This is a genomic window from Microbacterium testaceum, assembly GCF_001476285.1.
Taxonomy (GTDB): Bacteria; Actinomycetota; Actinomycetes; order Actinomycetales; family Microbacteriaceae; genus Microbacterium; species Microbacterium testaceum_B.
Genome location: NZ_LDRU01000003.1, coordinates 96,434 through 121,725, shown reverse-complemented (window position 1 = coordinate 121,725; position 25,292 = coordinate 96,434). Strand labels below are relative to the sequence as shown.

General features: G+C 69.3%; 22 protein-coding genes. 8 read left to right on the top strand and 14 right to left on the bottom strand.

Translation table 11 applies throughout. The features are described from left to right. Together NS283_RS01435 and NS283_RS01430 are read left to right on the top strand one after the other, a co-directional pair. On the top strand, positions 1–755 hold a 755-nt coding region (locus tag NS283_RS01435; protein WP_058595099.1), incomplete at its 5' end, for an FUSC family protein. Positions 756–759: 4 nt separating this feature from the next. Continuing rightward, positions 760–1,245, top strand: a complete 486-nt coding sequence (locus NS283_RS01430; RefSeq protein ID WP_058595098.1) for a hypothetical protein — start codon at positions 760–762, stop codon at positions 1,243–1,245. 19 nt (positions 1,246–1,264) lie between these two features. Here the strand turns inward: NS283_RS01430 and NS283_RS01425 are convergent, their stop codons facing one another. Beyond that, positions 1,265–1,657: a YybH family protein gene (locus tag NS283_RS01425; RefSeq protein ID WP_058595097.1), complete on the bottom strand. Its 393-nt coding sequence runs from the start codon at positions 1,655–1,657 to the stop codon at positions 1,265–1,267. Positions 1,658–1,767: 110 nt separating this feature from the next. On the opposite strand from NS283_RS01425, the gene NS283_RS01420 reads away from it, so the two are divergent. Further along, positions 1,768–2,616, top strand: a complete 849-nt coding sequence (locus tag NS283_RS01420; RefSeq protein ID WP_058595096.1) for a ribokinase — start codon at positions 1,768–1,770, stop codon at positions 2,614–2,616. Further along, positions 2,613–3,539: a nucleoside hydrolase gene (locus tag NS283_RS01415; protein WP_058595095.1), complete on the top strand. Its 927-nt coding sequence runs from the start codon at positions 2,613–2,615 to the stop codon at positions 3,537–3,539. Before NS283_RS01420 ends, NS283_RS01415 begins: the two co-directional genes overlap by 4 nt. A 25-nt stretch (positions 3,540–3,564) precedes the next feature. On the opposite strand, the gene NS283_RS01410 is transcribed toward NS283_RS01415, so the two are convergent. From NS283_RS01410 to NS283_RS01375, 8 genes are read right to left on the bottom strand one after another with little or no spacing between them, the layout of a single operon-like run. Continuing rightward, positions 3,565–5,742, bottom strand: a complete 2,178-nt coding sequence (locus tag NS283_RS01410) for an alpha-galactosidase (protein WP_058595094.1) — start codon at positions 5,740–5,742, stop codon at positions 3,565–3,567. After that, positions 5,739–8,213: a glycoside hydrolase family 2 protein gene (locus tag NS283_RS01405; protein ID WP_058595093.1), complete on the bottom strand. Its 2,475-nt coding sequence runs from the start codon at positions 8,211–8,213 to the stop codon at positions 5,739–5,741. Before NS283_RS01405 ends, NS283_RS01410 begins: the two co-directional genes overlap by 4 nt. Positions 8,214–8,257: 44 nt before the next feature. After that, the gene (locus NS283_RS01400) at positions 8,258–10,291 is read right to left on the bottom strand and encodes a beta-galactosidase (protein ID WP_058595092.1); all 2,034 of its coding nucleotides are present in this window, start codon (positions 10,289–10,291) and stop codon (positions 8,258–8,260) included. After that, a complete protein-coding gene (locus tag NS283_RS01395) occupies positions 10,288–11,199 on the bottom strand; it encodes an ABC transporter ATP-binding protein (protein ID WP_058595091.1) in 912 nt (303 codons plus the stop codon). The genes NS283_RS01400 and NS283_RS01395 overlap by 4 nt, the downstream gene beginning before the upstream one ends. Beyond that, a complete protein-coding gene (locus tag NS283_RS18530; RefSeq protein WP_058595090.1) occupies positions 11,196–12,077 on the bottom strand; it encodes an ABC transporter ATP-binding protein in 882 nt (293 codons plus the stop codon). Before NS283_RS18530 ends, NS283_RS01395 begins: the two co-directional genes overlap by 4 nt. Then, positions 12,074–13,105, bottom strand: a complete 1,032-nt coding sequence (locus NS283_RS18525) for an ABC transporter permease (protein WP_058595089.1) — start codon at positions 13,103–13,105, stop codon at positions 12,074–12,076. The genes NS283_RS18530 and NS283_RS18525 overlap by 4 nt, the downstream gene beginning before the upstream one ends. Positions 13,106–13,129: 24 nt before the next feature. Next, positions 13,130–14,119, bottom strand: coding sequence for an ABC transporter permease (locus NS283_RS01380; protein WP_058595088.1), 990 nt, complete (start codon positions 14,117–14,119; stop codon positions 13,130–13,132). A gap of 52 nt (positions 14,120–14,171) precedes the next feature. After that, complete coding sequence (locus NS283_RS01375; RefSeq protein ID WP_058595087.1) at positions 14,172–15,863, bottom strand: ABC transporter substrate-binding protein; 1,692 nt, start codon at positions 15,861–15,863, stop codon at positions 14,172–14,174. A gap of 247 nt (positions 15,864–16,110) precedes the next feature. Here NS283_RS01375 and NS283_RS01370 point away from each other — a divergent pair, with 247 nt between their 5' ends. After that, positions 16,111–17,262, top strand: coding sequence for an ROK family transcriptional regulator (locus tag NS283_RS01370; RefSeq protein ID WP_058595086.1), 1,152 nt, complete (start codon positions 16,111–16,113; stop codon positions 17,260–17,262). Positions 17,263–17,452: 190 nt separating this feature from the next. Beyond that, positions 17,453–18,331: an aminoglycoside phosphotransferase family protein gene (locus NS283_RS01365; protein WP_058595085.1), complete on the top strand. Its 879-nt coding sequence runs from the start codon at positions 17,453–17,455 to the stop codon at positions 18,329–18,331. A 261-nt stretch (positions 18,332–18,592) separates the two neighbouring features. Here the strand turns inward: NS283_RS01365 and NS283_RS01360 are convergent, their stop codons facing one another. Both NS283_RS01360 and NS283_RS01355 read right to left on the bottom strand, forming a co-directional pair. Next, the gene (locus NS283_RS01360) at positions 18,593–19,006 is read right to left on the bottom strand and encodes a hypothetical protein (RefSeq protein ID WP_058595084.1); all 414 of its coding nucleotides are present in this window, start codon (positions 19,004–19,006) and stop codon (positions 18,593–18,595) included. A gap of 25 nt (positions 19,007–19,031) precedes the next feature. Next, complete coding sequence (locus tag NS283_RS01355) at positions 19,032–19,436, bottom strand: hypothetical protein (protein WP_058595083.1); 405 nt, start codon at positions 19,434–19,436, stop codon at positions 19,032–19,034. Positions 19,437–19,692: 256 nt separating this feature from the next. On the opposite strand from NS283_RS01355, the gene NS283_RS01345 reads away from it, so the two are divergent. Together NS283_RS01345 and NS283_RS01340 are read left to right on the top strand one after the other, a co-directional pair. Further along, positions 19,693–20,904, top strand: a complete 1,212-nt coding sequence (locus tag NS283_RS01345; protein WP_193752608.1) for a sensor histidine kinase — start codon at positions 19,693–19,695, stop codon at positions 20,902–20,904. After that, the gene (locus NS283_RS01340; protein ID WP_058595080.1) at positions 20,901–21,563 is read left to right on the top strand and encodes a response regulator; all 663 of its coding nucleotides are present in this window, start codon (positions 20,901–20,903) and stop codon (positions 21,561–21,563) included. Before NS283_RS01345 ends, NS283_RS01340 begins: the two co-directional genes overlap by 4 nt. A gap of 126 nt (positions 21,564–21,689) precedes the next feature. On the opposite strand, the gene nrdF is transcribed toward NS283_RS01340, so the two are convergent. The 3 genes from nrdF to nrdI are packed head-to-tail and all read right to left on the bottom strand — an operon-like array spanning position 21,690 to position 25,280. Further along, a complete protein-coding gene (nrdF, locus tag NS283_RS01335) occupies positions 21,690–22,664 on the bottom strand; it encodes a class 1b ribonucleoside-diphosphate reductase subunit beta (protein WP_058595079.1) in 975 nt (324 codons plus the stop codon). A 37-nt stretch (positions 22,665–22,701) separates the two neighbouring features. Further along, the gene (nrdE, locus tag NS283_RS01330; RefSeq protein ID WP_058595078.1) at positions 22,702–24,858 is read right to left on the bottom strand and encodes a class 1b ribonucleoside-diphosphate reductase subunit alpha; all 2,157 of its coding nucleotides are present in this window, start codon (positions 24,856–24,858) and stop codon (positions 22,702–22,704) included. After that, on the bottom strand, positions 24,840–25,280 hold the full coding sequence (gene nrdI, locus NS283_RS01325; RefSeq protein WP_058595108.1) for a class Ib ribonucleoside-diphosphate reductase assembly flavoprotein NrdI: 441 nt from the start codon (positions 25,278–25,280) through the stop codon (positions 24,840–24,842). Before nrdI ends, nrdE begins: the two co-directional genes overlap by 19 nt. Positions 25,281–25,292 lie beyond the last annotated feature (12 nt).

Below are 25,292 nucleotides of genomic sequence, written 5' to 3'. Positions count from 1 at the left end.
CGTTTTTCGCGACGCCCGCGATCGCGAGCGTCGCGGTCATCGCCGTGCTCGCGGCCGCAGTGACCCTGTTCGCTTACCGCCATCGCTGGCACCCGCCGGGGGCGTTGTTCGCGGTGTTCGCGGCGGGGGCGACGGCGAGCTTTCCCGCGACGGCGGCGACCTTCGGCCTCGTGCTGCTCGTCGGCGGCGCGAGCGTCATCTGGAGCCTCGTCGTCACGACCGTCCTCGCACTCAGCCGCCGCGCGTCCTGGCGACGCCCCGAGCGCACGCGCCCGCCGATCGGCCCCGTCGCGTGGGAGATGACCGCGACGGTCGGCGTCGCGGCCCTGCTCGCCGGCATCGCGGGCGCGCTGTTGATCGGCACGCACTGGTACTGGGCCATGGTCGGCGCGGTGGCGGCGGTCGGCGGCGCGCACGTGACCGCTCGTCTCATCCGCGGCGTCCAGCGGCTGGCCGGAACGCTCCTCGGCGTGCTCATCGCGGCCGGACTCCTCGCCCTCGACCTGCCGCCGTGGCTCGTGATCGCCGTCGCCGTCGCCCTGCAGGCCGGTGCCGAGCTGTTCGTGGGCCGCAACTACGGCATCGCGATGATCTTCATCACGCCGCTCGCCCTCCTCATGGTCTCGCTCGCCTCGCCGGTCACGCCCGACCTGCTGCTGCGCGATCGCGTGCTCGAGACGATTGTCGGCGTCGCCGTCGGAACCGTGGTCGCGATCGTGTCGGCGGGGCTCCGGCGCCGTTCCCCGACAGACTGACCCCATGGATGCCGAAAACGCCCGCCGCCTCGGAACCGACGCCGCCGAGCGGATCAGTGCCGGATGCTACGGCGCTCTGGTGTCGGCATCCACTCTCATCGGTCTCGGCGACGCCGATCTGAGCGACGTGATCGCGGTGGTGGCGCTGACGAACGTCGTGTACTTCGCCACCCATGTCTTCGCCTACTCGCTCGGCGATGTCTCCGCGAAGCGTCCGCTGTCGATCATCCGACACCACCTCGCGGTCAGCGCACCGATGGTGTCGGTCACATTCCTGCCGCTCCTCGTCGTCGTGGTGCTCGTGGCGACCGGTGTCGACCTGCCCACCGCTCTCCTCTGGGGCGTCGGCGTGGCGATGGCCTATCTCGTCGCGGTGGCGACGGTCGGCGCGCGTCTGCGCGGGTACTCCCCGATCGTGGTGATCCTCACGGCCGTCGGCGCGGCGGTCATCGCCGGCCTGCTGATCGTGGCGAAGCTGCTCCTGCACTGACCGCGGGCCGGAGCCGGCCTCAGACCGGCGTCGTGGTGTGGTCGCCGTGCCGGTGCACGATGCGCCACGCGCCCTCTTCGCGACGCCAGACATGGGTGACACGGACGACGAAAGGCCGCGGTTCGGCGCCGTCGACCGACAGCACGCCGCTCTCGCGTCCCGCCGTCATCGCCCAGTCCTCCCCGACGAGCACGCGGTCGTACTCGGGCACGAGGGTTCCGCCGCGGAAGCGGCGCGCCACGACCTCGAGCGTCGCCGCGACGTCGGCGGCGGTCGTCGCGTGCGTCCCGAAGCCGCCCATGAGCGTGGCGTCATCGGTGCGGGTCCACAGCGACGCGAACGGGCGGGGATCGCCGTGGCCCATGGCATCCAGGGCGCGCTCGAGGTCGCGGAGGGCGTCGTCGAAGGTCATGCGAACATCGTCGCGCACTCGCGCGCTCGTGTCGCGCGCGCGTGTCACCCGCCCGTGTCACCGGCCCGTGTCACCGGCAATGTCGGCGGACCGTGACAGGCTGGGTTCTCGTGAGCCCGTCTTCTGCCGTCCCCCGTCTCACCGTCGTCGGCGCCATCAACGTCGACCTCACCGCGCGCGTCGAGCGCGCCCCGGCCGCGGGAGAGACCGTCGCGGACGGGGTGCTCCAGCGCGGGCCGGGCGGGAAGGGCGCGAACCAGGCGGTCGCGGCCGCGCGACTGGGCGCCGAGGTGCGGATGGTCGGCGCCGTGGGCGATGACCTCGACGGGCGCGGCATCCGGGATCAACTGGCCGCCGTGGGCATCGACGCGTCCGGTGTGCAGAGCACCGAGGCCGCCACCGGCACCGCGCTCATCGTCGTCGACGCGACGGGCGAGAACTCGATCGTCGTGTGCGCGGGAGCGAATGCGGCGATCGACCCGGGCACGCTCGGAATCGAGCCCGGCGCCGCGGTGCTGATGCAGCTGGAGGTCTCGGATGCCGTCGTCTCGGCCGCCGCGGAGGCCGCGGGCTACCTCGCGCTGAACGCCGCTCCCGCGCGGCCCCTGCCCGCGGGGGTCCTCGAGCGCTGCGACCTGATCATCGTGAACGAAACGGAGTACGCGCAGCTCCCCGAGGTGCACGACGCTCCCCTGCTGTGCGTGACGCTCGGCGCCGACGGCGCGCGCCTGTACCGCCACGGCGAGCTCGTCGCCGCGGCGGAGGGGGTGCGCACAACCGTCCGCAACACCGTCGGGGCGGGCGACGCCTTCTGCGCGGCGCTCGTCTGCGGGCTGCTGCGCGGCGACGCCGAGGCCGACGCCCTCGCGCGCGCCTGCGCCGTGGGAGCCGCGGCCGTCGCCGACGACGCGTCGCAACCCGCCCTCGAACCCCTCGACGCGTACGGAGTATCCGCATGACCCGCCGCCCGATCCTCGTCGACTGCGACACCGGCATCGACGACGCCCTCGCCCTGGCGTACCTGCTGGCCGAGCCGACGGTCGAGATCGTCGGCGTCACGACGGTGTCGGGAAACACGGATGCCGCCCGCGCGGCCGCCAACACCCTCTCCTTGTTCGAGCTCGCCGAGGTCGACGACATCCCCGTCGCAATCGGAGCGCACGACTTCCGCGGGCGTGAGTACGCGGGTGGGGCTCCGCACGTCCACGGGGCGGACGGGGTCGGCGGGATCGCGCTGACGGCGGCCGCCCGCGCACACGACGCCCGCGCGGCCGTCGAGCTCATCGATCACCTGGCCCAGCGGCATCCGGATCTCACCGTGCTCGCCCTCGGACCGCTCACGAACCTCGCCGCGTACGCCGAGACCCCCGGGGTGGCCGCTCTCGACCGGCTCGTGATCATGGGAGGCGCGTTCTCGCACTCGGGCAATGTGACCGCGTGGGCCGAAGCCAACATCCACAACGACCCCGAGGCCGCCGCCGTCGTGTTCGCGCAGGACTGGGACATCACCGCCGTCCCCCTCGACGTGACGATGACGCAGACCCTGGATGCCACCGACCTCGTGCGCCTCGACGCGATCCCCGGCGCCCTCCCCCGGGCGTTGGCCGCGATGCTCCCGGCCTACCTCGACTTCTACGAGGGCCGCGTGTTCCCCGACCGCCGCTGCGCACTGCACGACCCGCTCGCCGCGATGGTCGCCGCGGGCGCGCTGCGCGGGGTCAGCGTCGCCCGCGGACGCATCGATGTGCGCCTCGAACGCGGCGAGCGCGGACGCACGGTGTCGTCGCACCCGTCCGAGAGGCAGCGCTGGGTGCGCGGCATGGAGGGCTCGGCGGTCGAGCTGCTGCTGGACCGGCTCGAGCGGCGGGTGTGGCCGGGCTGAGCGCGCCCGTCACCCGCCGGCCCTCTCACACCGCCGTCACCTGGAACACCACCGCCGACTCCGGGAACATCGCCGGGGTGTGCAGCCCCGCGGTCATGAGGGCGCGGCCCGAGAGCTGCACGCCCGCGTAACCGTCCGCGGTCTCGGCGCCGAACCACGGGGCCGGGGTGAAACCGCGCGGTCGTCCACCCGGGTGCACGGGCACGACCGCGTAGCGGCGGCTCTCGTCCAGACCGCGGAAGACGAAGCGCCCGCGCGGCGACACCTCGGAGCGTCCCACCGTGGCGAGGACGAACAGTGCCCGCTCCCGGTCCGCCGACACCGTCCCCGACAGACGCAGCGTCGGATCGGAGGTGTCGACGCGCACCATGTCGCCGGTGTGGAAAAGCTCACGATGTGCTTTATGGAAGGCGATCCACTCCCCCAGTTCCGCCAACTCCTCGGTCGTCGCTCGGGCGAGATCCCATTCGACCCCCAAGTGCGCGGTCAGCGCGGTCGCCGCACGGAACGACAGCGTGTGCCGGCGCCCCGTGGTGTGGGATTCCCCGGACGCGATGTGCGAACCGAGCAGCTCGGGCGGGAGCAGCTGCATCGTCCACCGGTTCATGTCCTGCCGTTCGAGGGGGTCGATACAGTCCGACACCCACACCCGGTCGGTGTGTTCCAGGATGCCGAGATCCACCCGCGATCCACCCGACGAGCACGATTCGATCTCGAGGCCCGGGAACCGTGCCCGGAGATCGTCCATGAGTCGGTAGGCCGCAAGGGTCTGTCGATGCACCCCCGCGACCCGGCGTCGCCCGGTGCCCGCGTCGACGAGATCGCGGTTGTGATCCCACTTCACGTAGGCGACGTCGCTGTCGGACACGACCGCGGAGAGTCGTTCGAGCAGGTACGCGTACGCATCCGGGTGGGCGAGGTCGAGGACCAGCTGGTTCCGCGCGAGGACGGGCAGGCGTTCACCCGTCGAAAGGATCCACTCGGGGTGCTCGCGCGCGAGGTCGGAGTCGGGGTTCACCATCTCGGGCTCGAACCACAGTCCGAACTCCATGCCGAGCGCACGGACCCCGTCGGCGAGGGGCCGCAGCCCCCCGGTCCACACGGTCTCGTCGACGAACCAATCGCCGAGCCCGGCGGTGTCGTCGCGGCGGCCGCGGAACCAGCCGTCGTCGAGCACGAAGCGTTCCACCCCGACTCCCGCGGCCCGCTCGGCGAGATCGAGCAGGCGAGGCATGTCGTGGTCGAAGTACACCGCCTCCCACACGTTCAGGGTCACCGGCCGGGGTCGGCCGGGGTGGTGCGGCCTCGCACGCAGCAGTGCGTGAAGGCGTCGCGCCTGGTCATCGAGACCGTCGCCGTAGACGGCGTAGAGCGGTGGCATCCGGTATCCCTCGCCCGGGGCGAGACGGATCTCTCCGGGAAGGAGCAGTTCTCCGCCGCCGATCACCTGCACACCCGACGACAGGCGTTCGGCGTAGTGGCGGTGATTTCCGCTGAAGCCGACGTGGACGCCCCAGACCTCCCCGCTGCCGAAGCCGAAGCCGGGAACGCCGAGCGTGAGGAGGGTCGCGGCGTCGGCGCCGGTGCGTCCGCGCCGGCCCTCGCGCTCCTCGATCCCGACGACCAGGGGTCGGCGCTGCGGAATGCGCTCCTTGCCCCACCGCCCCGCGAAGTCGAGCACCTCGCGCGCGATCGGCGGGACCGGCAGCGCGAGCTGCAGGGCGCTCACGTCGTAGTCGCCCGCGCCGACGTTGACGACCTCCGCGCCGAGGCGGACGACGCCCGACGGCGTGAGCTCGATCGAGAGCGCGACGTCGAGGCCGGCGTCCGGATCGTGCGCGTCCACGGTCACGATGCCCGGGCCCGAAGCGACGAAGCCCCCGGCGATCGGCGCACCGTCCAGGGCACCGCCGCTCGCGACGAAGTGAGGAGACCACCCCGCCCCCGAACGGTGCCCCTCCAACCCGGGCTTGCCCATCCATCCCGTCCACGGCTCGGGCAGCACCGACAGGCGCACCGGCACGTCGATCGCGTTGGGGACGATCGGCTCGACCGCGCCGCTGGCGAGGGCTTCGGCATCCGTTTCGTCGATGTCGCCGAGGGACGCTCCCCAATGCAGCACCGCGGGGAGCCGAGCACCGCCCACATCGAGCAGCAGCGAAACCCCCGCCGCGGAGAGGTGGATGAGCGAGCGGTGTGTCATGCGCGCACGACATTCGAGGCAGCGGCCGAGAACGCGTTCGCATGCCGCACGACGAGCGGAGAGGTGAGGGATGCCACGTCGCCGGCGTTTCCGCGCACGCGGAACTCCGCGGTCTCACCGGCCAGGAGCGTGCGCAAGCCCGTGTCGACGGACAGCGACGGATCGGCGCGGTCGACCAGGAGAGTCACGTCGCGCACGAGAGAACGGGCGGTCACGACGACGACCCAGCCGTCGTCCGAGTGGTGGGCCGAGACCTCGAGGGGATCGGCATCCAGGACCTGGTCGACCACCTCGGCCCCGTGGTGGATCGCGCGCCCGAATCCCGGGGCATCGATCACCAGCATCTCGCGCGCCACGTCCCACTCCCGCAGAACGTCTTCGGGCACGACCAGCTCAGCGTGAGAGCGCGTGCCGACCTCCGCGGGCACCTCCGCGCGCGCCCGCTCCTCGCCCGCGAAGGTCGCGCGGACGACGGTGACCGCGCCCGCCCAGGGCTCCGGATCGTCGTTCGACAGGCTCACGGTCACACCCTCCGCGTCGCCGCGCGCGACGAGCAGACGCGGCTGGTAGACGTGCTGCAGCGCGTGCCACAGGGGTTTGCGGTGCTCGTCGAAGTCGACCGCCGCCCACGACACGACGGGCCAGTTGTCGTTCAGCTGCCAGACGATCGCACCGGTCAGGTGCTCCCCGAGCGAGCGGAAGTACTCGATGCCGAAACGGATCGCCATCGCCTGGTTGAGCTGCGTGGCCCAGTGCCAGTCGTCGATGTTCGTCGGCGCCGCGAGGTGTCCGGCCATGCCGCGCTCGAGCTTGAGGTTGCCCTGATCGGCCTTCTGGTGCACGAGCATCTGCGGGCCGAACGGGTCGAGCGGCTCATCGTGGACGACACGCGTCAGCGTGCTCCACGCGGGCGGCCCCTGGAAGCCGAACTCCGAGACGAAGCGGGGACGGTGCCGTGTGTACTCGGTGTAGTCGAGCACGTTCCACACGTCCCAGATGTGCATCGTGCCGTGCGCGGCATCGTTCGGGCTGAGGTAGTCGTCGTACGAGTACGGGCTCCCGGGCGAATACGGACGCGTGCCGTCGAGCTCGGCGACGATCCGCGGGAACACCTCGCGGTAGTAGTGGTCACCCCAGGGGCGACCGCGCAGCAGCGGACGCCACGACGGCCACTCGGCGAACGCGACGATGTTCTCGTTGTTGCCGTTCCAGACCACCAGCGAAGGATGCGGGCTCAACCGGGTCACCGCCTCACGCGCTTCGGCCTCGACCTCGACCTTCATGACGTCGTCCTCCGAGTACGCCGCACACGCGAAGAGGAAGTCCTGCCACACGAGCACGCCCCGCTCGTCGCAGAGGTCGTAGAAGTCGTCCGATTCGTAGAAGCCGCCGCCCCAGACCCGCAGGAGGTTCATGTGGGCGTCGGTGGCGTCGGTGATCCTGCGCCGGTAGCGCTCGGCATCCATCTCGGTGATGAAGGCGTGGTCGGGGATCCAGTTCGCCCCCTTCACGAAGATGCGCTCGCCGTTGACGACGATGCGGAACGCCGTGCCCGCCCGGTCGGCCGGTGTCTGCAGCTCGACCGTCCGAAAGCCGACCCGCCCGCTCCACCGTTCCGCGGCGCCGCTCAGCCCCACGGACACGCCGTAGAGCGGTTGCTCGCCATAGCCGCGCGGCCACCAGCGCTGCACGTCGTCGACGAGAAGACGAGCGGATGCCACGCCCTCCCCCTCCGCGACGACGGTGGCGCGCGCACAGAGGTCTCCCTCGGGGCCACGCAGTTCGACGTCCAGCTCGGCGGTGGTCGGAACGCCGTCCCACTCCACGCCGATGTGCACGTCGAGGAGGCCGGTCGACCCGTCGATCCCGACGAGCGGGCGGACATCGGTCACGCGCACCCCCGACCACGACTCGAGGCCGATGCTCTTCCAGATGCCGCTCGTGGCGACGTCGATGCCCCAGTCCCAGCCGAAATTGGAGGCGGACTTGCGCACCGTGTTGTAGGGGTGGTGGTTGACGTGCGGCAGTTCGCCGTGCACGCGGGCGAGCGACTCGGCGCGCACCACGGGTGACGAGAAGACGATGCGCAGGTGGTTGTCCGTGGGGCGGAGGTAGGGGACGACGTCGAAGCGGTAGGAGCGGAACTGGTTCTGCGTGTGCCCGACGAGGTGGCCGTTGAGCCAGATCGTCGCAAAGGTATCGAGGCCCTCGGCGACGAGGTCCCACCGGTCGTCGCCGCCGAGGTCGCCCGCGTCGAACACGCGCTCGTACGCCCAGTCGGAGCGGCCGATCCACGCGAGCAGGCTCTCGTTGTCGCCGTCGAAGGGGTCGGGGATGAGCTCTGCGCGGCGAAGGTCGGTGTGGACGCAGCCCGGAACGATCGCGGGCACCTCGACCCCCTCGAGCTCAGCGGGGAGGGGGCCGGCGACGGCGGTCAGTGTCCAGGGTCCGTCGAGTGACAGGCGGTGCATGTGTTTCCTCGGGGGTCGGTTGTTCGGATGCGGGCAGTCGCCCGTCACGGTCGTTTCTCGGGGCGTTCGCGGATCACCGCGACGGCTCCCGGTTCGAGCACGACGCGCTGGTCGTGCTCCTGCCCGGTCAACAGGTCGACACCGCTCACGTCGGCCCAGCCGGGCTCGTCGGCGTGGTTGATCAAAAAGAGGTAGGTGGCCTCGGCGGACGTCCGCCGCACGGCTTCGACGCCCGGCGCCACATCGGCCGCGGGCGAGACGCCGCTCTCCGCGACGACGCGGCCGACGAGCTCGTCGAGGCTCGGCGCGTCCAGGTCGGTCGACAGGTACCACGCGACGCCGTCCCCGAGGCGCCGGCGCATGATCGCCGGTCCCCCGCGGTATCCGCCGTCGGCGTAGTCGGCGATGCTCTCCGTTCCGAGGGCGGGGTCGGCGGGGCGTACCCGCTCCATCCATCGACGCCCCGTCCACCCGTTCGTGAGGGCGACCGACTGCTCGGCATCCAGGGGGAAGAACTCCTCACTGGAGGTGCCGACGACCGACCGGAGGATGCCGGGGTAGCCACCGGGGCGGACCGTATTGTTCTCGTCGACGATGCCCGAGAACCACGTGACGATCACGGTGCCTCCCCCTTCGACGAAGGCCTCGATCGACCGAGCGTTCTCGTCCGACAGCAGGAACAGGCCCGGCACGACGACGAGCGTGTAGTCATCGAGATCCGCCCACGGCGCGACCACGTCGACGGTGATCGCGCGCTGGAACAGCGCGTTGTGCAGCGCCCGTGCCGTGTCGGCGTAGCGCTGCGGGTTCTGCGGCTTCAGGCCGCTCCGCAGCGCCCAGCCGGCCTCGTTGTCGTGCAGGAGCGCCACGCGGGCGGGCTCGACACGACTGCCGCGCACCTCGGCGAGCGCGTTCAGCTTCGCGCCGAGGTCCACGATCGTGCGGTACACGACGCTGTCGGCCCCGGCGTGCGGCACCATCGCGGAGTGGAACTGCTCGGTCCCCGAGATCGAGGCACGCCACTGGAAGAACATGACGCTGTCGGACCCGCGCGCGACATGCGCGAGCGCGTGCCGCACGATCTCGTCGGGCGTCTTGGGTTGGTTGACCGGATGCCAGCTCCCCGCGCCCGTGGCGTGTTCCATCAGCATCCACGGAGCGCCCTTGCTCATGCCGCGCATGCGGTCTCCGCTGAAGGCGATGTCCTGGTGCTTCAGCGGATCGGGGCCGACCGTGTAGTGGTCGTTCGCGACGATGTCCATCTCGTCGGCCCAGCGTGTGTAGTCGACCACGTCGGTGCCGATGCCCACCATGAAGTTCGTGGTGACCGGCACCTCGGGTGTTACCCGGCGCAGCACCTCCTTCTCGGCGCGGTAGTGCGCGAGGAGCTCGTCGGACGAGAAGCGCTCGTAATCGAGCAGTTGCCCGGGGTTGTGGGCCGTGATGCCCCACGGCGTGGTCACCTCGGCGAACGACGAGTACGAGTTGCCCCAGAACGCCATGCCCCAGGCATCGTTGAGCGCCGCGACATCGCCGTACTTCTCGGCGACCCACTTGCGGAACCGCGCGTTCGACACCGGGCAGTGACAGCGCGCGTTGCCCCCGCCGAGCTCGTTGCTCACGTGCCAGAGGCGGACGGCGGGGTGGCCGGCGACGTGCTCGGCGAGCCGCTCGACGATGCGCAGGGCGTAGGAGCGGAACACCGACGACGAGGCACACCATCCGAGCCGCCCGCCGGGGGCGAGCGGGTGTCCGTGGATGTCCTGCGGGAGGATCTCGGGGTGGGCCTCGTGCAGCCACATGGGCACGGCCGCCGTCGGGGTCGCCAGGTCGACCCGGATGCCGTTCTCGTGCAGGAGATCCAGCATCCGGTCGAGCCACGTGAAGTCGAACTCGCCGTCTCGGGGCTCGTGGACGACCCACGAGAACACGCCGAGGGTCACGAGGTTCACCCCGGCTCGGCGCATGAGCTCCATGTCTTCGTGCACGACGTCCCACGACCACTGTTCGGGGCTGTAATCGCCGCCGTACGACAGCCCCTCGGTGGGCCACGGCACCGTGGTCTCGTCGCGGGTCATCGGGTGCGCTCCTTCGCGGCGGCGGGTTGCGTCTCGGACGACTCCCATGCCTGGGTGTAGTGGTTGTAGCAGATCCTGTTGTCGAGGGACGCGCGATCCGGTGCCGCTTCGCTCGAGACGACCTTGCCCACCTTGCCGGGGTCGGGAGCCGCGAGTGCCAGCAGACGGGTGTAGTCGTGGTGCGGGTCGAGGATGACGTCGTCGGCGGGGCCCCGCTCGACGACACGGCCGCGGTACAGCACGAGGATCTCGTCGGAGAAGTGTCGGGCGGTGGCGAGGTCGTGCGTGATGTACAGCAGCGCGAGGTCGTCCTCGCGCTGGAGCCGTCCGAGCAGGTTGAGCACGCCGAGCCGGATCGACACGTCGAGCATCGACACGGGCTCGTCCGCGATGACGATGTCGGCCCCGGGTGCGAGAGCTCGCGCGATCGCGACGCGCTGGCGCTGTCCGCCCGAGAGCTCGTGCGGGCGGCGCGTGGCGACCGTCTCGGCCGGTGTGAGGTTCACGCGCTCGAGCATCGCGAGCGCTTGCGCGTGGACCTCCGCCGAGCCGGACGCGCGACGGTGCAACCGCAGCGGTCGCGCCAGGTGGTGCTCGATGGTGTGGAACGGGTTGAGCGAGGCGAACGGGTCCTGGAACACCATCTGCACGTGGCGGCGGTAGCTTCCGCGCGGGATCTGCCCGCCCTCGTCGGTCTCGACCGAGATCTCGCCCGCGGTCGGCTTCTCGAGCCGGGCCAGCATGCGGGCGATCGTCGACTTGCCCGATCCCGACTCCCCCACCAGGGCGACGGTACGCCCCGGAAGCAGGTCGAACGACACGTCGTCCACCGCACGGAAGGCGGTGCGCCCGATGCCCTTGCGGATGGTGAAGTCCTTGGTCAGGCCGGACACGCGCATCCTCGTCATCGCGTCTGCTCCTTCTCTTCGTCCGCGTTCTCTTCGTCCGTGCCGGTGCGGATGAACGCTCCGCGCGAGCCGCTGAGGCTCGGGAACGACGACAGCAACTGGCGCGTGTACTCGTGCTCGGGTTCGCGGTAGATGCGATCGGCCGAGCCGATCTCGATGATCTCGCCGCGCAGCATGATCGCGATGCGGTCGCTGATCTCCAGCAGCAGCGGCAGGTCGTGCGTGATGAAGATGACGGCGAAGTCGAGCTCGTCGCGCAGGCGAACGATCTCGCGCAGGATGTCGCGCTGGACGACCACGTCGAGGGCGGTCGTCGGCTCGTCCATGATCATCACCTGCGGCTCGAGCAGCATCGCCATGGCGATCATCACGCGTTGCCGCATCCCGCCGGAGAGCTCGTGGGGGTACGACCGCAGGCGGTCCCTCGAGACGCCGACGCGCTCGAGCACGTCTCCGGCCCGCGCGATGCGCTCCTTCCGCGAGAGGTGCGGGACGTGCGTCGAGAGCACGTCGCACAGCTGCGCGCGGATCGTCGTCACGGGGTTCAGGGCGTTCATCGCGCCCTGGAACACCATCGACAGCTCGCTCCAGCGGAACGCCCGCAGGGCGTGCTCGTCGAGGGCCAGCAGGTCGAGGTCGTCCCCCTCGCGACCGTGGAACGTGATGCTTCCCGAGGCGATACGCGCCGGCGGCTTGTGCAGCCGGTTGATCGCGTACGCGAGGGTGGTCTTTCCGCAGCCCGATTCGCCCGCGAGCCCGAGGATCTCGCCGGGGGCGAGCGAGAACGTCGCGTTCTTGACCGCCGCGACGGGCGGGTCGACCTCGTAGACCACCGAGAGGTCGTCGACGGTGATGACGGCGGGGCGAGACGCGCTCATGAGCGGCTCCCTTCGGCCTGGGCACGGCGGGTTGCGCGCGCGGTCGCGGCCTTCTCGAGGCGCGCGGCGACACGGGCACGCCGACGGTGGAGGCGGACGTTCTTGAGCTTGGGGTTGATGATCTCGTCGATCGAGAAGTTCACGAGGGACAGGCCCATGCCGAACAGCGCGATGATCAAGCCCGGCGGAACGAACCACCACCAGGCGCCGAGTGGCAGCGCGAATCCGTTCTGCGCGTAGAACAGCATCGTCCCGAGAGTCGATGAGTTCGACGCCCCCAGGCCGAGGAACGACAGACCCGCCTCGGCGAGGATCGCGGAGATGACGGCGAACACGAACTGCGACGCGAGGACGGGCAGCAGGTTAGGCAGGATCTCCACCGCGATCACGCGCGGCGCCCGCTCCCCCGACACCCGGGAGGCCGCGACGTAGTCGCGATTGCGGATCGAGAGCGTCTGTGCGCGGAGGACACGACTGGATGCCGCCCACCCGGTGATCGCGAGGACCACGGCGATCGTCCAGAGTCCGCGCTGCTCCTGCGGCACGAAGCCCGAGATCACGATGACAAGCGGCAGCCCCGGGATGACGAGGAACACGTTGGAGAACAGCGAGAACGCCTCGTCGGCGAAGCCGCCGATGTAGGCACCGAGGATGCCGAAGAAGGCCGACAGCACGGTGGCGAGCACCCCGACGATGAGCCCGATCTGCAGAGACCCGCGCGTGGCGTACGCCAGCTGCGAGAACACGTCTTGTCCGGTCTGGGTGGTGCCGAGGATGTGCTCGGCGCTCGGGGGCTGGAGGCCGATGTCACGGATGACGCTCGGGTCCGAGACGAAGAACGGAGCGATCGCGCCGAAGAGGGCGATCACACCGATCAGGATGAGTCCCAGCGCGAGCCACGGCGTCATCGTCGGGAGCATCATGCGCCACGCGGAGCGCGGGCGTTGGTGTCGTTCGGCGGCTGCTGTTGCCAGCGCCATCGTGGCATCCGGGACGGTCTGTTCCGTCCGCGGGGAGAGATTCGTCATCGCAGTGGTCCTTGTCGGCGGGCGTCAGGCGTGCGCACGGGTCCGGGGGTCGATGAGTCCGTAGAACAGATCGACGATGAGGTTGGCGCCGAGGACGGCGAGGGTGATGAAGAGGAAGAGGCCCTGCATCAGCGCGTAGTCGTTGTTGGTCACGGCCGAGAGGAGCTTGGAGCCGATGCCGGGGTACGAGAACACCTGCTCGGTGACGATCGAGCCCGAGACGACGAAGCCGAGCGAGATGGCGAACCCGGCGATCGAGGGCAGGACGGCGTTGCGCGCGGCGTAGTTGCGAAGGATGCGTCCCGGGGTGAGTCCCTTGGCCTGTGCGGTGAGGATGTAGTCCTCGGACAGCGTCGACACCATCATGTTGCGCATCCCCAACAGCCACCCGCCGACCGAGGCGAGAACGATCGTGAGGGCGGGGAGGAATCCGTACTGGATCGCCGAACCGATGAACTCGCCGGAGAAGCCCGGATCCAGGGCGACGTTGTACCCGCCCTGCGAGGGGAAGAGGTGCAGCGTCGTCGCGAAGACGTAGACCAGGATCAGCGCGAGCCAGAAGTACGGCACCGCAGCGAGCAGCGTCGTCGCCGGGACAAGGGAGTCGAGCCAGGTCCCCGGCTTCCACCCGACGATCGCACCGAGCGCGACGCCGATCACGGTGGCGAGCACCGTCGCGATCCCGACGAGGACGATCGTCCACGGGAGCGACGTCCCGATGACCTCGTTCACCGGCGTCGGGAAGTAGGTCACCGAGATGCCGAGGTCGCCCCGGAACACGTTGACGAGGTAGCTGACGTACTGCGCGATCAGCGGCTCGGAGGAGTCGCCACCGAGGAGGAGTTCGTAGGCGCTGCGCGTCTCCGGGGTGACGATCCCGCCGCGCTGCTGGAGCTTGGCGAGCAGGATGTCGACGGGGTTGCCCGGCAGCAGCCGTGGGATGAGGAAGTTGAGGGTCAGCGCCGCCCACAGGGCGACGACGTAGAACCCGATCTTGCGGACGAAGTAGTTCACGCCCGTCTCCCTTCCGTGACGGCGACGAATCCTCTCTCGGTGGCGAGCACGCTCACTCCCCCCGCGGCTTCAGCGCTTTGAAGACCTCGGCGTTGTCCGGCGAGGCCCACACCGCGGGGAAGGCGTACAGGTCGTCCTGCGTCGGCCATCCCTCGAACTTGTCCGTGTGGATCTGGCTGGACGTGCCGCCCGTGAGCACGGGGATGTACGGCATGTCCTCGGTGATGATCGCCTGGATGGTGTCGAACTGCGGCTGACGCGCGGCGGCATCCTTCCGGTCGGTGACCTTCAACACCGCGAGGGCGGCATCCACCTCGGGGTTGCTGAAGCGGGCGACGTTCTGAGAGGCGACGTCGCCGACCGGCCCGGTGAACGCGGAGTTGAGGTACTTGTCGTAGAGGTAGTAGGGGTCGGACACGGCCCCCTGACCGAGCGAGTTGATCGAGAGCTGGAAGTTGCCCTTGGTCTGCTTGTCGGTCCACTCGTTCCACGACGACTGCGCGACGCGCAGCTCGATCCCCGCCTCTTTCAGCTGCTGCGACATGGTGTCGACGGCGGTGATGTAGTCGGTCCAGCCGGTGACGACCTCGACGGTGACGGCGAGGGGCTCGCCGTTCTTCGCGTAGACCCCGTCGGCGCCGCGCGTCCAGCCGGCCGCCTCGAGCTCGGCCGTGGCCGCGGCGACGTCCGGGCTGTTCGGCGCGATCGGCTCGGCGATCGACGACGAGATCCAGTCGGTCTGCGTCGTCGGCAGGGCCAGCGTCGGCGAGATCTCGCTCGCCGTCCCCTGGAACGCCAAGGAGTTGAGCTGGTCGCGGTTCAGGGCCGCGTAGATCGCCCGGCGGACGGCGGGGTCGGTCTGCGGCCCGACGCAGCCCAGGTCGGCGTTCGAGCACGTGATGAGCGTGATCTGGTTCGCGGCGATCGTGACCCCGCTGTAGCCGGGGTAGGTCTCCGAGACCTTCTGGATGTTGGGCACGGGGCCCGTCTGCCAGTCGATCGTGCCGGCGGCCAGAGCGTCCGCTCCGGCGGTGTTCCCCGAGAGCGAGAGGTAGCGCACGGTCTTCACCGCGGGCTCGCCGCCCCAGTAGTCGGGGTTCGCCGACAGGGTGAAGGCCTGCGCCTTGAAGTCGCCCAGCGTGTACGGGCCGGTCCCCACGGGCTCGGCGATCACGTTGGTCGTCGGGTCGATGTCCTTCCACAGGTGCGCGGGGACGATGGGGGTACGACCGAGAATCGCGGGGTCGTTCACGAACGCGGGGTAGTCGAAGCGGAAGACCACCTCGTGGTCACCGGTCGCCTCAACCGTGCCGTCGAAGCCGGAGTTGTTGATGGAGGGGGTGTCGAGCAGCATCTGGAACGTGAAGACGACGTCGTCGGCGGTGAAGGGCTCGCCGTCCGACCAGGTCACGTCGTCGCGCAACCTGACCGTCAGCTCCGTACCCGCGTCGTTCCAGGAGTACTCGGTGCCGAGGAGCGGCTTGTACTCGTTCGTGTTCACGTTGGTGACGAAGAACAGCGATTCGTAGATCGTGCCGATGCCGCCGATCTGCGACGGCGAGTACGGGTTGAAGTTGATCTGGTAGTCGCCGGCCTGGCCGGTGTAGGCGACCAGGGTCGTGGCATCCGATCCCCCGGGCGCGCCCGACGAGGTGCAGCCCGCGAGAGTGAGTGACGCGGCGGCGGTGAGGGATGCCGCGGCGATCCAGGCACGCGCCCGACGGCGCTTCGTGCTGAGGAGCATCTTCGATCCTTTCCGGGGCACGCGTGCCGCGGTGGCGACGGTGCCGGCTGTGAGCGGAGAGCGAGAACCGCATCCCCGAGCCCATTGTTACTTGAGTAAACTAAGTACGTCAAGCGATCCGCTCGACCCCGCTCCGCCGCTTGCTACTCTCATCGAGCGCGCGAGGGAGCCGCACCAGGAAGACAAGTGATACTTTGTTGCCGATGTTGACCATGTCCGCATTCCGGATGCCACGGGCTGCACGCCCATGACCGGTACCGCCGTCGAGGAGTCGTCGAGTCGGGCGTGGCCGTACCTCGCGGGAGTCGAGCGCAGCACGCTTCGCGAGCTGCTGATCCACGGCCCACTCCCCCGCGCCGAGATCGCGCGTCGCCTCAGCGTGTCGCGGGCGAGTCTGACGCGCGCGACACGACTGCTCATGGAGCACGCGTTCATCGCCGAGCGCGAGATCGCCCTGCGAGCGGCGATGGGACGACCGAGTGAGATGCTCGCGGTCCGTGAGGATCAGCACCACTTCCTCGGTGTGAAGCTCACCGGCGACGCGGTGTTCGCCGTCGTGACCGACCTGCGAGCCCGCATCGTCGCCTCGGTCGAGGAGGAACTCCGCTCGCGGGCGGTCGACGACACCGTCGGCCAGATCGCCGACATCCACGCCCGCTTCGCGCGCGACTACGCCGACATCCACGCCGTCGGCGTCTGTCTCGCGGGTGATCTCGCCACCGTGGACGGCCGACAGGTCGTGATCGAGTCGTACTTCCTCGGCTGGAAGGACGTGCCTCTCACCGACATGCTGGGCCGGCGCCTCGGCATCCCGGTCTTCGCCGACAACGACGTCCGCGGCCTCACCGCCGCGGAGCACTGGTACGGCGCGGGGGCCGGGTGCGACTCGCTCGCCGTGGTCACGGTCGGCGCGGGCATCGGCTTCGGGCTCGTGATCGACGGCAAGGTCGTCGCCGGTCATGGCGGCCGCGCGGGTCAGCTCGGACATCTCCCCATCGACCCGACGGGACCGCCGTGCGGCCGCGGGCACGCCGGCTGCGCGAGCGTGTACCTCCCGAGCGAGCGCATCGCCCAGGCGGCGGGAGCCGAGGACTACGCCGCCGCCGTGTCGGCCGCCCGCGCCGGCGACGCGCAGGCACGGGCCGCCTTCGACGCCGCCGCGCGAGCCCTGGGGGTGATCATCGGCACCGTGGCGAACGCCCTCGACCCCGAGAAGATCGTGCTCACCGGTGACGGCCTCGCGGTGATGGAGATCTCGCCGGATCGCGTGATGGACGCGATCGCGGGCGTGCGCCTCCCCGAGGACGAGCCGGTTCGCCTCGTGGTCGAACCCGTGGAGTTCACCGAGTGGGCCCGCGGCGGCGCGGTCGTCGCGATCCGTCGGATGCTGCAGTTCTGACGGCGGACGCCGCGGCCGTCCGGGGCGCGTGCCGGTCCCGGCATGCTCCGCGGCGGCGCGACAGGCGCCGATCGTGCCGTGAAGCGGAGTCGAGCGCCGACACGCCGCTCCCGGCGACGCTCGCGCGGCGTGTCGCGCACGAACTCCGCGCGACGGCTCGGCCGCGAACGAGCCCGACTAGCATGGCCCGATGTTCCCCACCCGGGATGCCATCGACGCGGCGCTCGTCCGGAGGCTCGTCCGCGAGCAGTTCCCGGGGTGGGCGGGCCGCGCCGTGACCCCCATGGTCGAGTCGGGCAACGACCACCGCACGTTCCGCCTCGGTGACGACCTCCTCGCCCGTCTCCCCGCGGACGTCGCCTATGTCCCGCAGGTGGAGAACGAACAGCGGTGGCTCCCCCGGCTCGCCCCGCATCTTCCGCTGCCGATTCCGACCGTCGCGGGTCGAGGTCGCGCATCCGACCCGTTCCCGGCACCGTGGTCGGTCTACGAATGGATCGCCGGGCGTCGTCCCGATCCGGCAGTCCTCCCGGGCGACATCGCGCTCGCCGAGAACCTCGCCGCCTTCCTGTCCGCCCTTCGACGGACGGATGCCACGGACGGCCCACCGCCCGGAGAACACAGCGCGTTCCGCGGCGGGGGCGTCGAGCAGTGGGACGACCAGGTCGTCCGTCGCTTCGACCTCCTCGAGAGGCCAGCGCGCGACCGTGCTCGCGGCGTCTGGCGCGATGCCCTTGACGCCGCGTTCACCGGACCTCCCGTGTGGGTTCACGGCGACGTCGCCATCGGCAACCTCCTCGTCGACGACGATCATCAACTGGCCGCGGTGATCGACTTCGGGTGCTCGGCGATCGGCGACCCCGCCTGCGACACGGTCGTCTTCTGGACGCAGTTCCGTGGCACGGCTCGCCGCGCGTTTCGCGACACCCTCGACCTCGATGACGCCACGTGGGCCCGCGGCGCCGGGTGGACGCTGTGGAAGGGGCTGATCATGCTCACCAACATCACTCCCGGCGAGGCGGAGTTCGCGAAGCGGGTGCTGGCCGAGGTGCTCGACGCCTCACCGTGAGCCATGCGCGAGGACGGCGACGGCGCGAGCTGCGAGACGCGCGCTGTCGCGCGGAGTCGGTCACCGACACGCCTCCCGCGGCGACGCTCGCGCGGCGTGTCGCGCACGACCTCCGCACGACGTCTCGCCACCCGACCCCGGCCGAGGTTGCGGGGCGCCCCGTCAGCCCCTGCTCGACGTCACCCCGCGGATCAGCTCCGCCTTACGAGGATGAGAAGCTCGTCGCGCGGCATACCCTCGACATACGGCGCGGATGGAAAGTCAGTGGGACCGCCCCAGGAACTCGCGGATGGCGGGCTCCCATGACGCGGCCTTGTTCGTGCCGGACCAGAGCATGTAGTCGATGAGGACCACGAGGCGCTCGTCCGATGCGAGGTCCAGGATCAAGGGGGCCCCGAGTTTGCGGATGTTGCCGAGAGAGGGGAATCCGCCCCGCGTCCCCCCGGCGGCGAATCGCGAGAACTCCGCGACGTAGTTCACCGAGACCGCGCGGATGTCGGCGGGGTGCAGACACCGCCACGCGCCGAGGTCGAGGTGATCCGCCGTCAGCTCGATGCTCCCTCGGTGAGGGAACAGCAGGCGCTGATCCACCAGCGCCGCCCATCGGCGCATCGCCGAGGTGTCGCGCAGTTCGTCGACGGTCGCGGCGCAGAAGCGCCCGCGAAGAACCGCCACCGGAGTATCCACGGAGCTTCCCATGTCACACCCGGGCGGGGAGCGAACCGCTGTCGAACGTGTACGTCACTTTCCGGATGCCATCCGACATCAGCTTCGTCACGCAGAAGATCGTGGGCCGACCGTCTCCGAAGACCGAGCGTTGGATCTTCAGGCCCGCGGGGACCGTGATGCCGCGGGCGGCGAGCGCCGCGGGATCGAGGAGGTTCTCCCGGACGAACTGATCCCGATCCTCGGGCGCGAGGTCGTACAGCTCCCCGAGCTTCGCGACGAAGACGTCGGTGGTGACGAAGTCGCGGATCTCCTCGAGACCGGAGCGCGCCTCGTTGCGGATGGCGTCGCGAGTCAGCGGGGGCATCGCCGTGTTCTCTTCGATCAGGGGGTAGTCGATCCGCGTCAGATCGGCGTAGGGGTTCGTGGTTTCCGACATCGTGTCTCCTGACGAAAGAGAGGGTCGCGGATGCGATGCACAGACCTTCCCAAGAACCGAACCGGCCCCACATCGGCTGAACGCCGAGGGATCACCGGCTCAAAGGCGGAGACGGATGCCGATCGAGTAGGCCGAAAGGCCGATCTGAGCCGCCGCGCCTGTGAGGTCCGGAGGGGGCGTCGGAACGGGAAGGTACAGTGAGGGGCTCTCGCCGACGAGGCGGGTGGACGATGCCTCGGCGAGGGGGGCGATGCGGATGACACGTGCTCCGGCCGCGATGTTCGCGCACACCTCGTGGATCGGATCCGCGCTCTACCTGGCCGTGATCACCGCTCTGACGGTCGTCACCGCCTCGGGTCTGCGCGGATGGCCGCTGGCCCTGTTCCTGGCTCTGGCCGTCGCCCTTGCCGCCGCGACCCAGGTGCGCGCGCGATGGCCGTTCCTGCTCGTCGGTATCGCGGCGATCGCGGCTCTGACGTCGACGCAGATCTTCCTCGCGCCCGCCGTGTTCAATCTGGGGGTCCGCCGCAACAGCCGCTGGAACCCCCTCATCCTGGCTCTGTGCGTCGGTCTGCTGGCCGTGGTGTCGGGCCGCGACGAGCGGCTCGTGTCGCTGGAGGGGCTCGCCCCCGACGAGTGGTCTCCGCTCGCGAGCTGGGTCCTCAATGTCGTCGCCGTCATCGGCATCCCGTATGTGGCCGGCCTCGCGATCGCCGCTCGTCGCGAGCTGCTCGACAGCCTGCGCGCTCGCGCCGCGCACGCCGAAGCGGAACGCACCGCGCGCGCGGCGGAGGCTGTTCTCCTCGAACGTGCCCGCATCGCCAGCGAGGCGCATGACGTCCTCGGCCACAAGCTGTCGTTGCTCACCATGCAGGCCGGCGGCCTCGAACTGAATGCCGACGCCGGACCCGAGGTGGTGGCGCACCAGGCACGCCTCATCCGCACGAGCGCAAGGGCCGCGCTGAACGACCTGCGTTCGATCATCGGCTCCCTGGACGCGGGCGAGAGCCCCGACGTCGACCCTCTCGACTCGGGGATGGTCGCGAACGACCTGTCGAGCATCCGTCGGCTCGTCGACGAGAGCGTGCAGAGCGGAGCCACCGTCCAGCTCCGGCTCCCCGAGACGATCCAGCATCGCGACTTCGATCGCGCGATCACGCGAGCCACGTACCGCATCGTGCAGGAGGGGCTCACCAACGCCCACAAGCACGCCCCGGGCGCTCCCGTCTCGGTGACGCTGGACGGCGATCCGACGAGGGGATTGCTCGTCGAGGTCCGTAATCCCACCGAGACGACCTCGCTCTCCCCGGCGACCGCGCCCAGCGGGCGAGGGGTGCCCGGCCTGCGCGAACGGGCGCGCATCGTCGGCGGTGAGCTCACCGTTCGGGACGAGAAGTCGGTCTTCGTCCTTTCCGCGCGGCTACCCTGGGTCGTGACCGACGGCGAGGGAAAGCGGGCAGAGGCGTGATTCGGGTTCTGCTTGTCGACGACGACTCTCTCGTCCGCTCGGGCCTGACGTTCATGCTCGCGTCCACCGACGACATCGAGCTCGTCGGCGAGGCGTCCGATGGCGCGGCGGGGGTGTCGCTGGCGACGTCTCTGCGGCCGGACGTCGTCCTCATGGACCTCCGCATGAGCGGGATGGACGGGCGCACCGCCACCGCACACCTCCGGGCGCTTCCCGATCCCCCTCAGGTCCTCGCCCTCACCACGTTCGACGTCGACGCGCAGGTTCTCGCTGTTCTGGAGGCCGGTGCGAGCGGCTACCTCGTGAAGGACACCCCACCCCTGGAGATCATCGAGGCCATTCGCGAGACCGCCCGCGGCGGGGCCGTGCTCTCGGCCCGACACGCGCGTGTCCTCGTCGATCGCTTCTCCGGGGGTCAGCGCCGCAGCCGCCGCGAGACCGCCCGGGCACGCCTGTCCGTGCTCACCCCGCGTGAGAAAGAGGTGGCGCGGGCGGTCGGCGCGGGCCACACCAACGCCGAGATCGCCGAACTGCTGCACTGCTCGCCGTCGACCGTGAAGGCGCACCTGGGCAGCGTGTTCACCGCGCTGAACGTGCAGAACCGCGTGCAGCTCGCGATCCTCGCCTACGACGCGGGTCTGCTCGACGACGCCCGCTGACCGCGAGATACCGGATGCCGGGAGCCCCCGTTCGGTGACGCCCGGGGCGCGCGGCCCTGGCGCCGCGATGACGCACGGAGGGCCCGACGCGATTCCTCGCGCCGGGCCCCCGTCATACCGTGGGACTCAGAAGTCCCAGTCGTCATCCTCCGTCGCCTCGGCCTTGCCGATGACGTACGAAGAGCCCGACCCGCTGAAGAAGTCGTGGTTCTCGTCGGCATTCGGCGAGAGGGCCGACAGGATCGCCGGGTTCACGTTGGTCACGGACGACGGGAACATCGCCTCGTAGCCGAGGTTCATCAGCGCCTTGTTGGCGTTGTAGTGGAGGAACTTCTTCACGTCCTCGCTCAGGCCCACCGCGTCGTAGAGGCTCTGGGTGTACCCCACCTCGTTGTCGTAGAGCTCGTACAGCAGCGAGAACGTGTAGTCCTTGATGTCCTGGCGACGTGCCTCGTCGACGGTCTCGAGACCGCGCTGGAACTTGTAGCCGATGTAGTACCCGTGCACGGCCTCGTCACGGATGATGAGGCGGATGAGGTCGGCCGTGTTGGTGAGCTTCGCTCGGCTCGACCAGTGCATCGGCAGGTAGAAGCCCGAGTAGAAGAGGAACGACTCGAGCAGGGTCGAGGCGACCTTGCGCTTGAGGGGGTCGTCGCCACGGTAGTAGTCCATGACGATGCGCGCCTTCTTCTGAAGGAACTCGTTCTCGGTCGACCAGCGGAACGCCTCGTCGATCTCCTTCGTCGAGCACAGCGTCGAGAAGATCGACGAGTAGCTCTTCGCGTGCACCGACTCCATGAACGCGATGTTCGTGTACACGGCCTCCTCGTGCGGGGTGATCGCATCGGGGATGAGCGAGACGGCGCCGACCGTGCCCTGGATCGTGTCGAGGAGCGTGAGCCCCGTGAAGACACGCATCGTGAGCGTCTGCTCCTCGGGGGTGAGCGTGTTCCACGACTGGATGTCGTTCGACAGCGGCACCTTCTCGGGGAGCCAGAAGTTGTTCACCAGACGGTTCCAGACCTCGAGGTCCTTGTCGTCTTGAATGCGGTTCCAGTTGATGGCCTGCACGTGGTTCAGCAGCTGCAGCTTTTCAGCCATGACGTCGCTTTTCCTCTATCGGTGAATGGTCAGTGGCTCAGAGCATGCACGAGACGCACTCGGTCATGTCGGTGCCCTCGAGCGCCAGCTGACGCAGGCGGATGTAGTAGATGGTCTTGATGCCCTTCTTCCACGCGTAGATCTGCGCCTTGTTGATGTCGCGCGTGGTGACGGTGTCCTTGAAGAACAGCGTGAGCGAGAGGCCCTGGTCGACGTGCTGCGTGGCGGCGGCGTACGTGTCGATGACCTTCTCGTAGCCGATCTCGTAGGCGTCCTGGTAGTAGTCCAGGTTGTCGTTCGTCATGAACGGCGCCGGGTAGTAGACGCGGCCGAGCTTGCCTTCCTTGCGGATCTCGATCTTCGACGCGATCGGGTGGATCGAGCTCGTCGAGTTGTTGATGTACGAGATCGAACCGGTCGGGGGCACCGCCTGCAGGTTCTGGTTGTAGATGCCGTGGGCCTGCACCGAGGCCTTCAGCTCGCGCCAGTCGTCCTGCGTGGGGATCTGGATGCCGGCGAACAGCTCCTTCGTCTTCTCGGTCTGCGGAGCCCACACCTGCTCGGTGTACTTGTCGAAGAACTCGCCCGACGCGTAGGTGGAGTTCTCGAAGCCGTCGAAAGCCGTGCCGCGCTCGATCGCCAGGCGGTTCGACGCCCGCAGCGCGTGGAACAGCACCGTGTAGAAGTAGATGTTCGTGAAGTCGATGCCCTCTTCGGAGCCGTAGTAGACGTGCTCCCGAGCAAGGTAGCCGTGCAGGTTCATCTGGCCGAGACCGATGGCGTGCGAGCGGTCGTTGCCGTCTTCGATCGAACGCACCGACGCGATGTGGCTCTGCACGCTGACGGCGGTGAGGGCGCGGATCGCGGTCTCGACCGTGAGGCCCAGGTCGCCGCCGTCCATCGCGAGAGCGATGTTCATCGAACCGAGGTTGCAGGAGATGTCCTTGCCGATGGTGTCGTACGAGAGGTCCTCGTTGTACGTGGTCGGCGTGTTGACCTGGAGGATCTCCGAGCACAGGTTCGACATGTTGATACGACCGGCGATCGGGTTGGCCTTGTTCACCGTGTCCTCGAACATGATGTACGGGTAGCCCGACTCGAACTGGATCTCGGCGAGGGTCTGGAAGAACTCACGCGCGTTGATCTTCGTCTTCTTGATGCGCGGATCGTCGACCATCTCGCGGTACTTCTCGGTGACCGAGATGTCGCCGAACGGCTTGCCGTAGACGCGCTCGACGTCGTAGGGCGAGAAGAGGTACATGTCCTCGCCGTTCTTGGCGAGCTCGAACGTGATGTCGGGGATGACGACGCCCAGCGACAGCGTCTTGATGCGGATCTTCTCGTCGGCGTTCTCGCGCTTGGTGTCGAGGAAGCGCAGGATGTCGGGGTGATGCGCGTTGAGGTACACCGCGCCGGCACCCTGACGGGCTCCGAGCTGGTTGGCGTAGCTGAAGCTGTCTTCGAGGAGCTTCATCACGGGGATGATGCCCGAGGACTGGTTCTCGATCTGCTTGATCGGGGCACCCGACTCGCGGATGTTCGACAGGAGCAGGGCGACGCCGCCGCCGCGCTTCGACAGCTGCAGCGCCGAGTTGATGCCGCGCGCGATCGACTCCATGTTGTCTTCGATGCGCAGGAGGAAGCACGACACGAGCTCGCCGCGCTGCGCCTTGCCGGCGTTGAGGAACGTCGGGGTGGCCGGCTGGAAGCGGCCCGAGATGATCTCGTCGACGAGCTGCACCGCGAGGCGCTGGTCGCCGTCTGCCAGGGCGAGGGCCGTCATGACGACGCGGTCCTCGAAGCGCTCGAGGTAACGCTTTCCGTCGAAGGTCTTGAGCGTGTAGCTGGTGTAGTACTTGAACGCGCCGAGGAAGGTCTCGAAACGGAACTTCGCCCCGTAGGCGCGGTCGTTCAGCTCCTGGATGAACTCCATCGAGTACTTCGCGAGCACGGTGGGCTCGTAGTACTCCTTCTCGACGAGGTAGTCGAGGCGCTCCTTGAGCGAGTGGAAGAACACCGTGTTCTGGTTGACGTGCTGCAGGAAGTACTCCCGCGCAGCGCGCTTGTCGGCGTCGAACTGGATCTTGCCGTCGGCGTCGTACAGGTTCAGCATCGCGTTCAGGGCGTGGTAATCCAGGCCCTCGAAGCGCGCCTCGGTCTTGAAGTCCACGTCGGTCAGCTCAACTTCCACCATCGTTCCAATCCTTCGGTGACGCGCTCGACGTCGTCGGGCGTGCCGAATACTTCCAGCCGATACAGGTGCGGCACGTGGCACTTGCGGCTGATGATGTCGCCGGCGAGGCAGAACGCCTCGCCGAAGTTCGTGTTACCCGCGGAAATGACTCCGCGGATGTGTCGTCGGTTCTGCTCCTCATTGAGGAAGCGGATGACCTGCTTGGGGACCGCGCCCTTCTCGACGCCTCGGCCGGCACCCCCACCGTAAGTGGGGGTGACCAGCACGAAGGGTTCGTCGATGACGAGGGGCGAATCGGTCGGCCGAAGGGGGATGCGCAGGGCCCGCATGCCCAGCTTCTCGATGAAACGCGCGGTGTTTCCCGACACGCTCGAGAAGTAGACGAGCAGCGGAGCCGTGGTCGCCGACAGGACAGCGCTCATGACGGGGGTCGG

Coding starts and splice junctions, on each gene's coding strand:
- NS283_RS01430 (WP_058595098.1), top strand. CDS start 760: ATGGATGCCGAAAACGCCCGCCGCCTCGGAACCGACGCCGCCGAGCGG.
- NS283_RS01425 (WP_058595097.1), bottom strand. CDS start 1,657: ATGACCTTCGACGACGCCCTCCGCGACCTCGAGCGCGCCCTGGATGCC.
- NS283_RS01415 (WP_058595095.1), top strand. CDS start 2,613: ATGACCCGCCGCCCGATCCTCGTCGACTGCGACACCGGCATCGACGAC.
- NS283_RS01410 (WP_058595094.1), bottom strand. CDS start 5,742: ATGACACACCGCTCGCTCATCCACCTCTCCGCGGCGGGGGTTTCGCTG.
- NS283_RS01405 (WP_058595093.1), bottom strand. CDS start 8,213: ATGCACCGCCTGTCACTCGACGGACCCTGGACACTGACCGCCGTCGCC.
- NS283_RS01400 (WP_058595092.1), bottom strand. CDS start 10,291: ATGACCCGCGACGAGACCACGGTGCCGTGGCCCACCGAGGGGCTGTCG.
- NS283_RS01395 (WP_058595091.1), bottom strand. CDS start 11,199: ATGACGAGGATGCGCGTGTCCGGCCTGACCAAGGACTTCACCATCCGC.
- NS283_RS18530 (WP_058595090.1), bottom strand. CDS start 12,077: ATGAGCGCGTCTCGCCCCGCCGTCATCACCGTCGACGACCTCTCGGTG.
- NS283_RS18525 (WP_058595089.1), bottom strand. CDS start 13,105: ATGACGAATCTCTCCCCGCGGACGGAACAGACCGTCCCGGATGCCACG.
- NS283_RS01375 (WP_058595087.1), bottom strand. CDS start 15,863: ATGCTCCTCAGCACGAAGCGCCGTCGGGCGCGTGCCTGGATCGCCGCG.
- NS283_RS01370 (WP_058595086.1), top strand. CDS start 16,111: ATGACCGGTACCGCCGTCGAGGAGTCGTCGAGTCGGGCGTGGCCGTAC.
- NS283_RS01365 (WP_058595085.1), top strand. CDS start 17,453: ATGTTCCCCACCCGGGATGCCATCGACGCGGCGCTCGTCCGGAGGCTC.
- NS283_RS01355 (WP_058595083.1), bottom strand. CDS start 19,436: ATGTCGGAAACCACGAACCCCTACGCCGATCTGACGCGGATCGACTAC.
- NS283_RS01345 (WP_193752608.1), top strand. CDS start 19,693: ATGACACGTGCTCCGGCCGCGATGTTCGCGCACACCTCGTGGATCGGA.
- nrdF (WP_058595079.1), bottom strand. CDS start 22,664: ATGGCTGAAAAGCTGCAGCTGCTGAACCACGTGCAGGCCATCAACTGG.
- nrdE (WP_058595078.1), bottom strand. CDS start 24,858: ATGGTGGAAGTTGAGCTGACCGACGTGGACTTCAAGACCGAGGCGCGC.
- nrdI (WP_058595108.1), bottom strand. CDS start 25,280: ATGAGCGCTGTCCTGTCGGCGACCACGGCTCCGCTGCTCGTCTACTTC.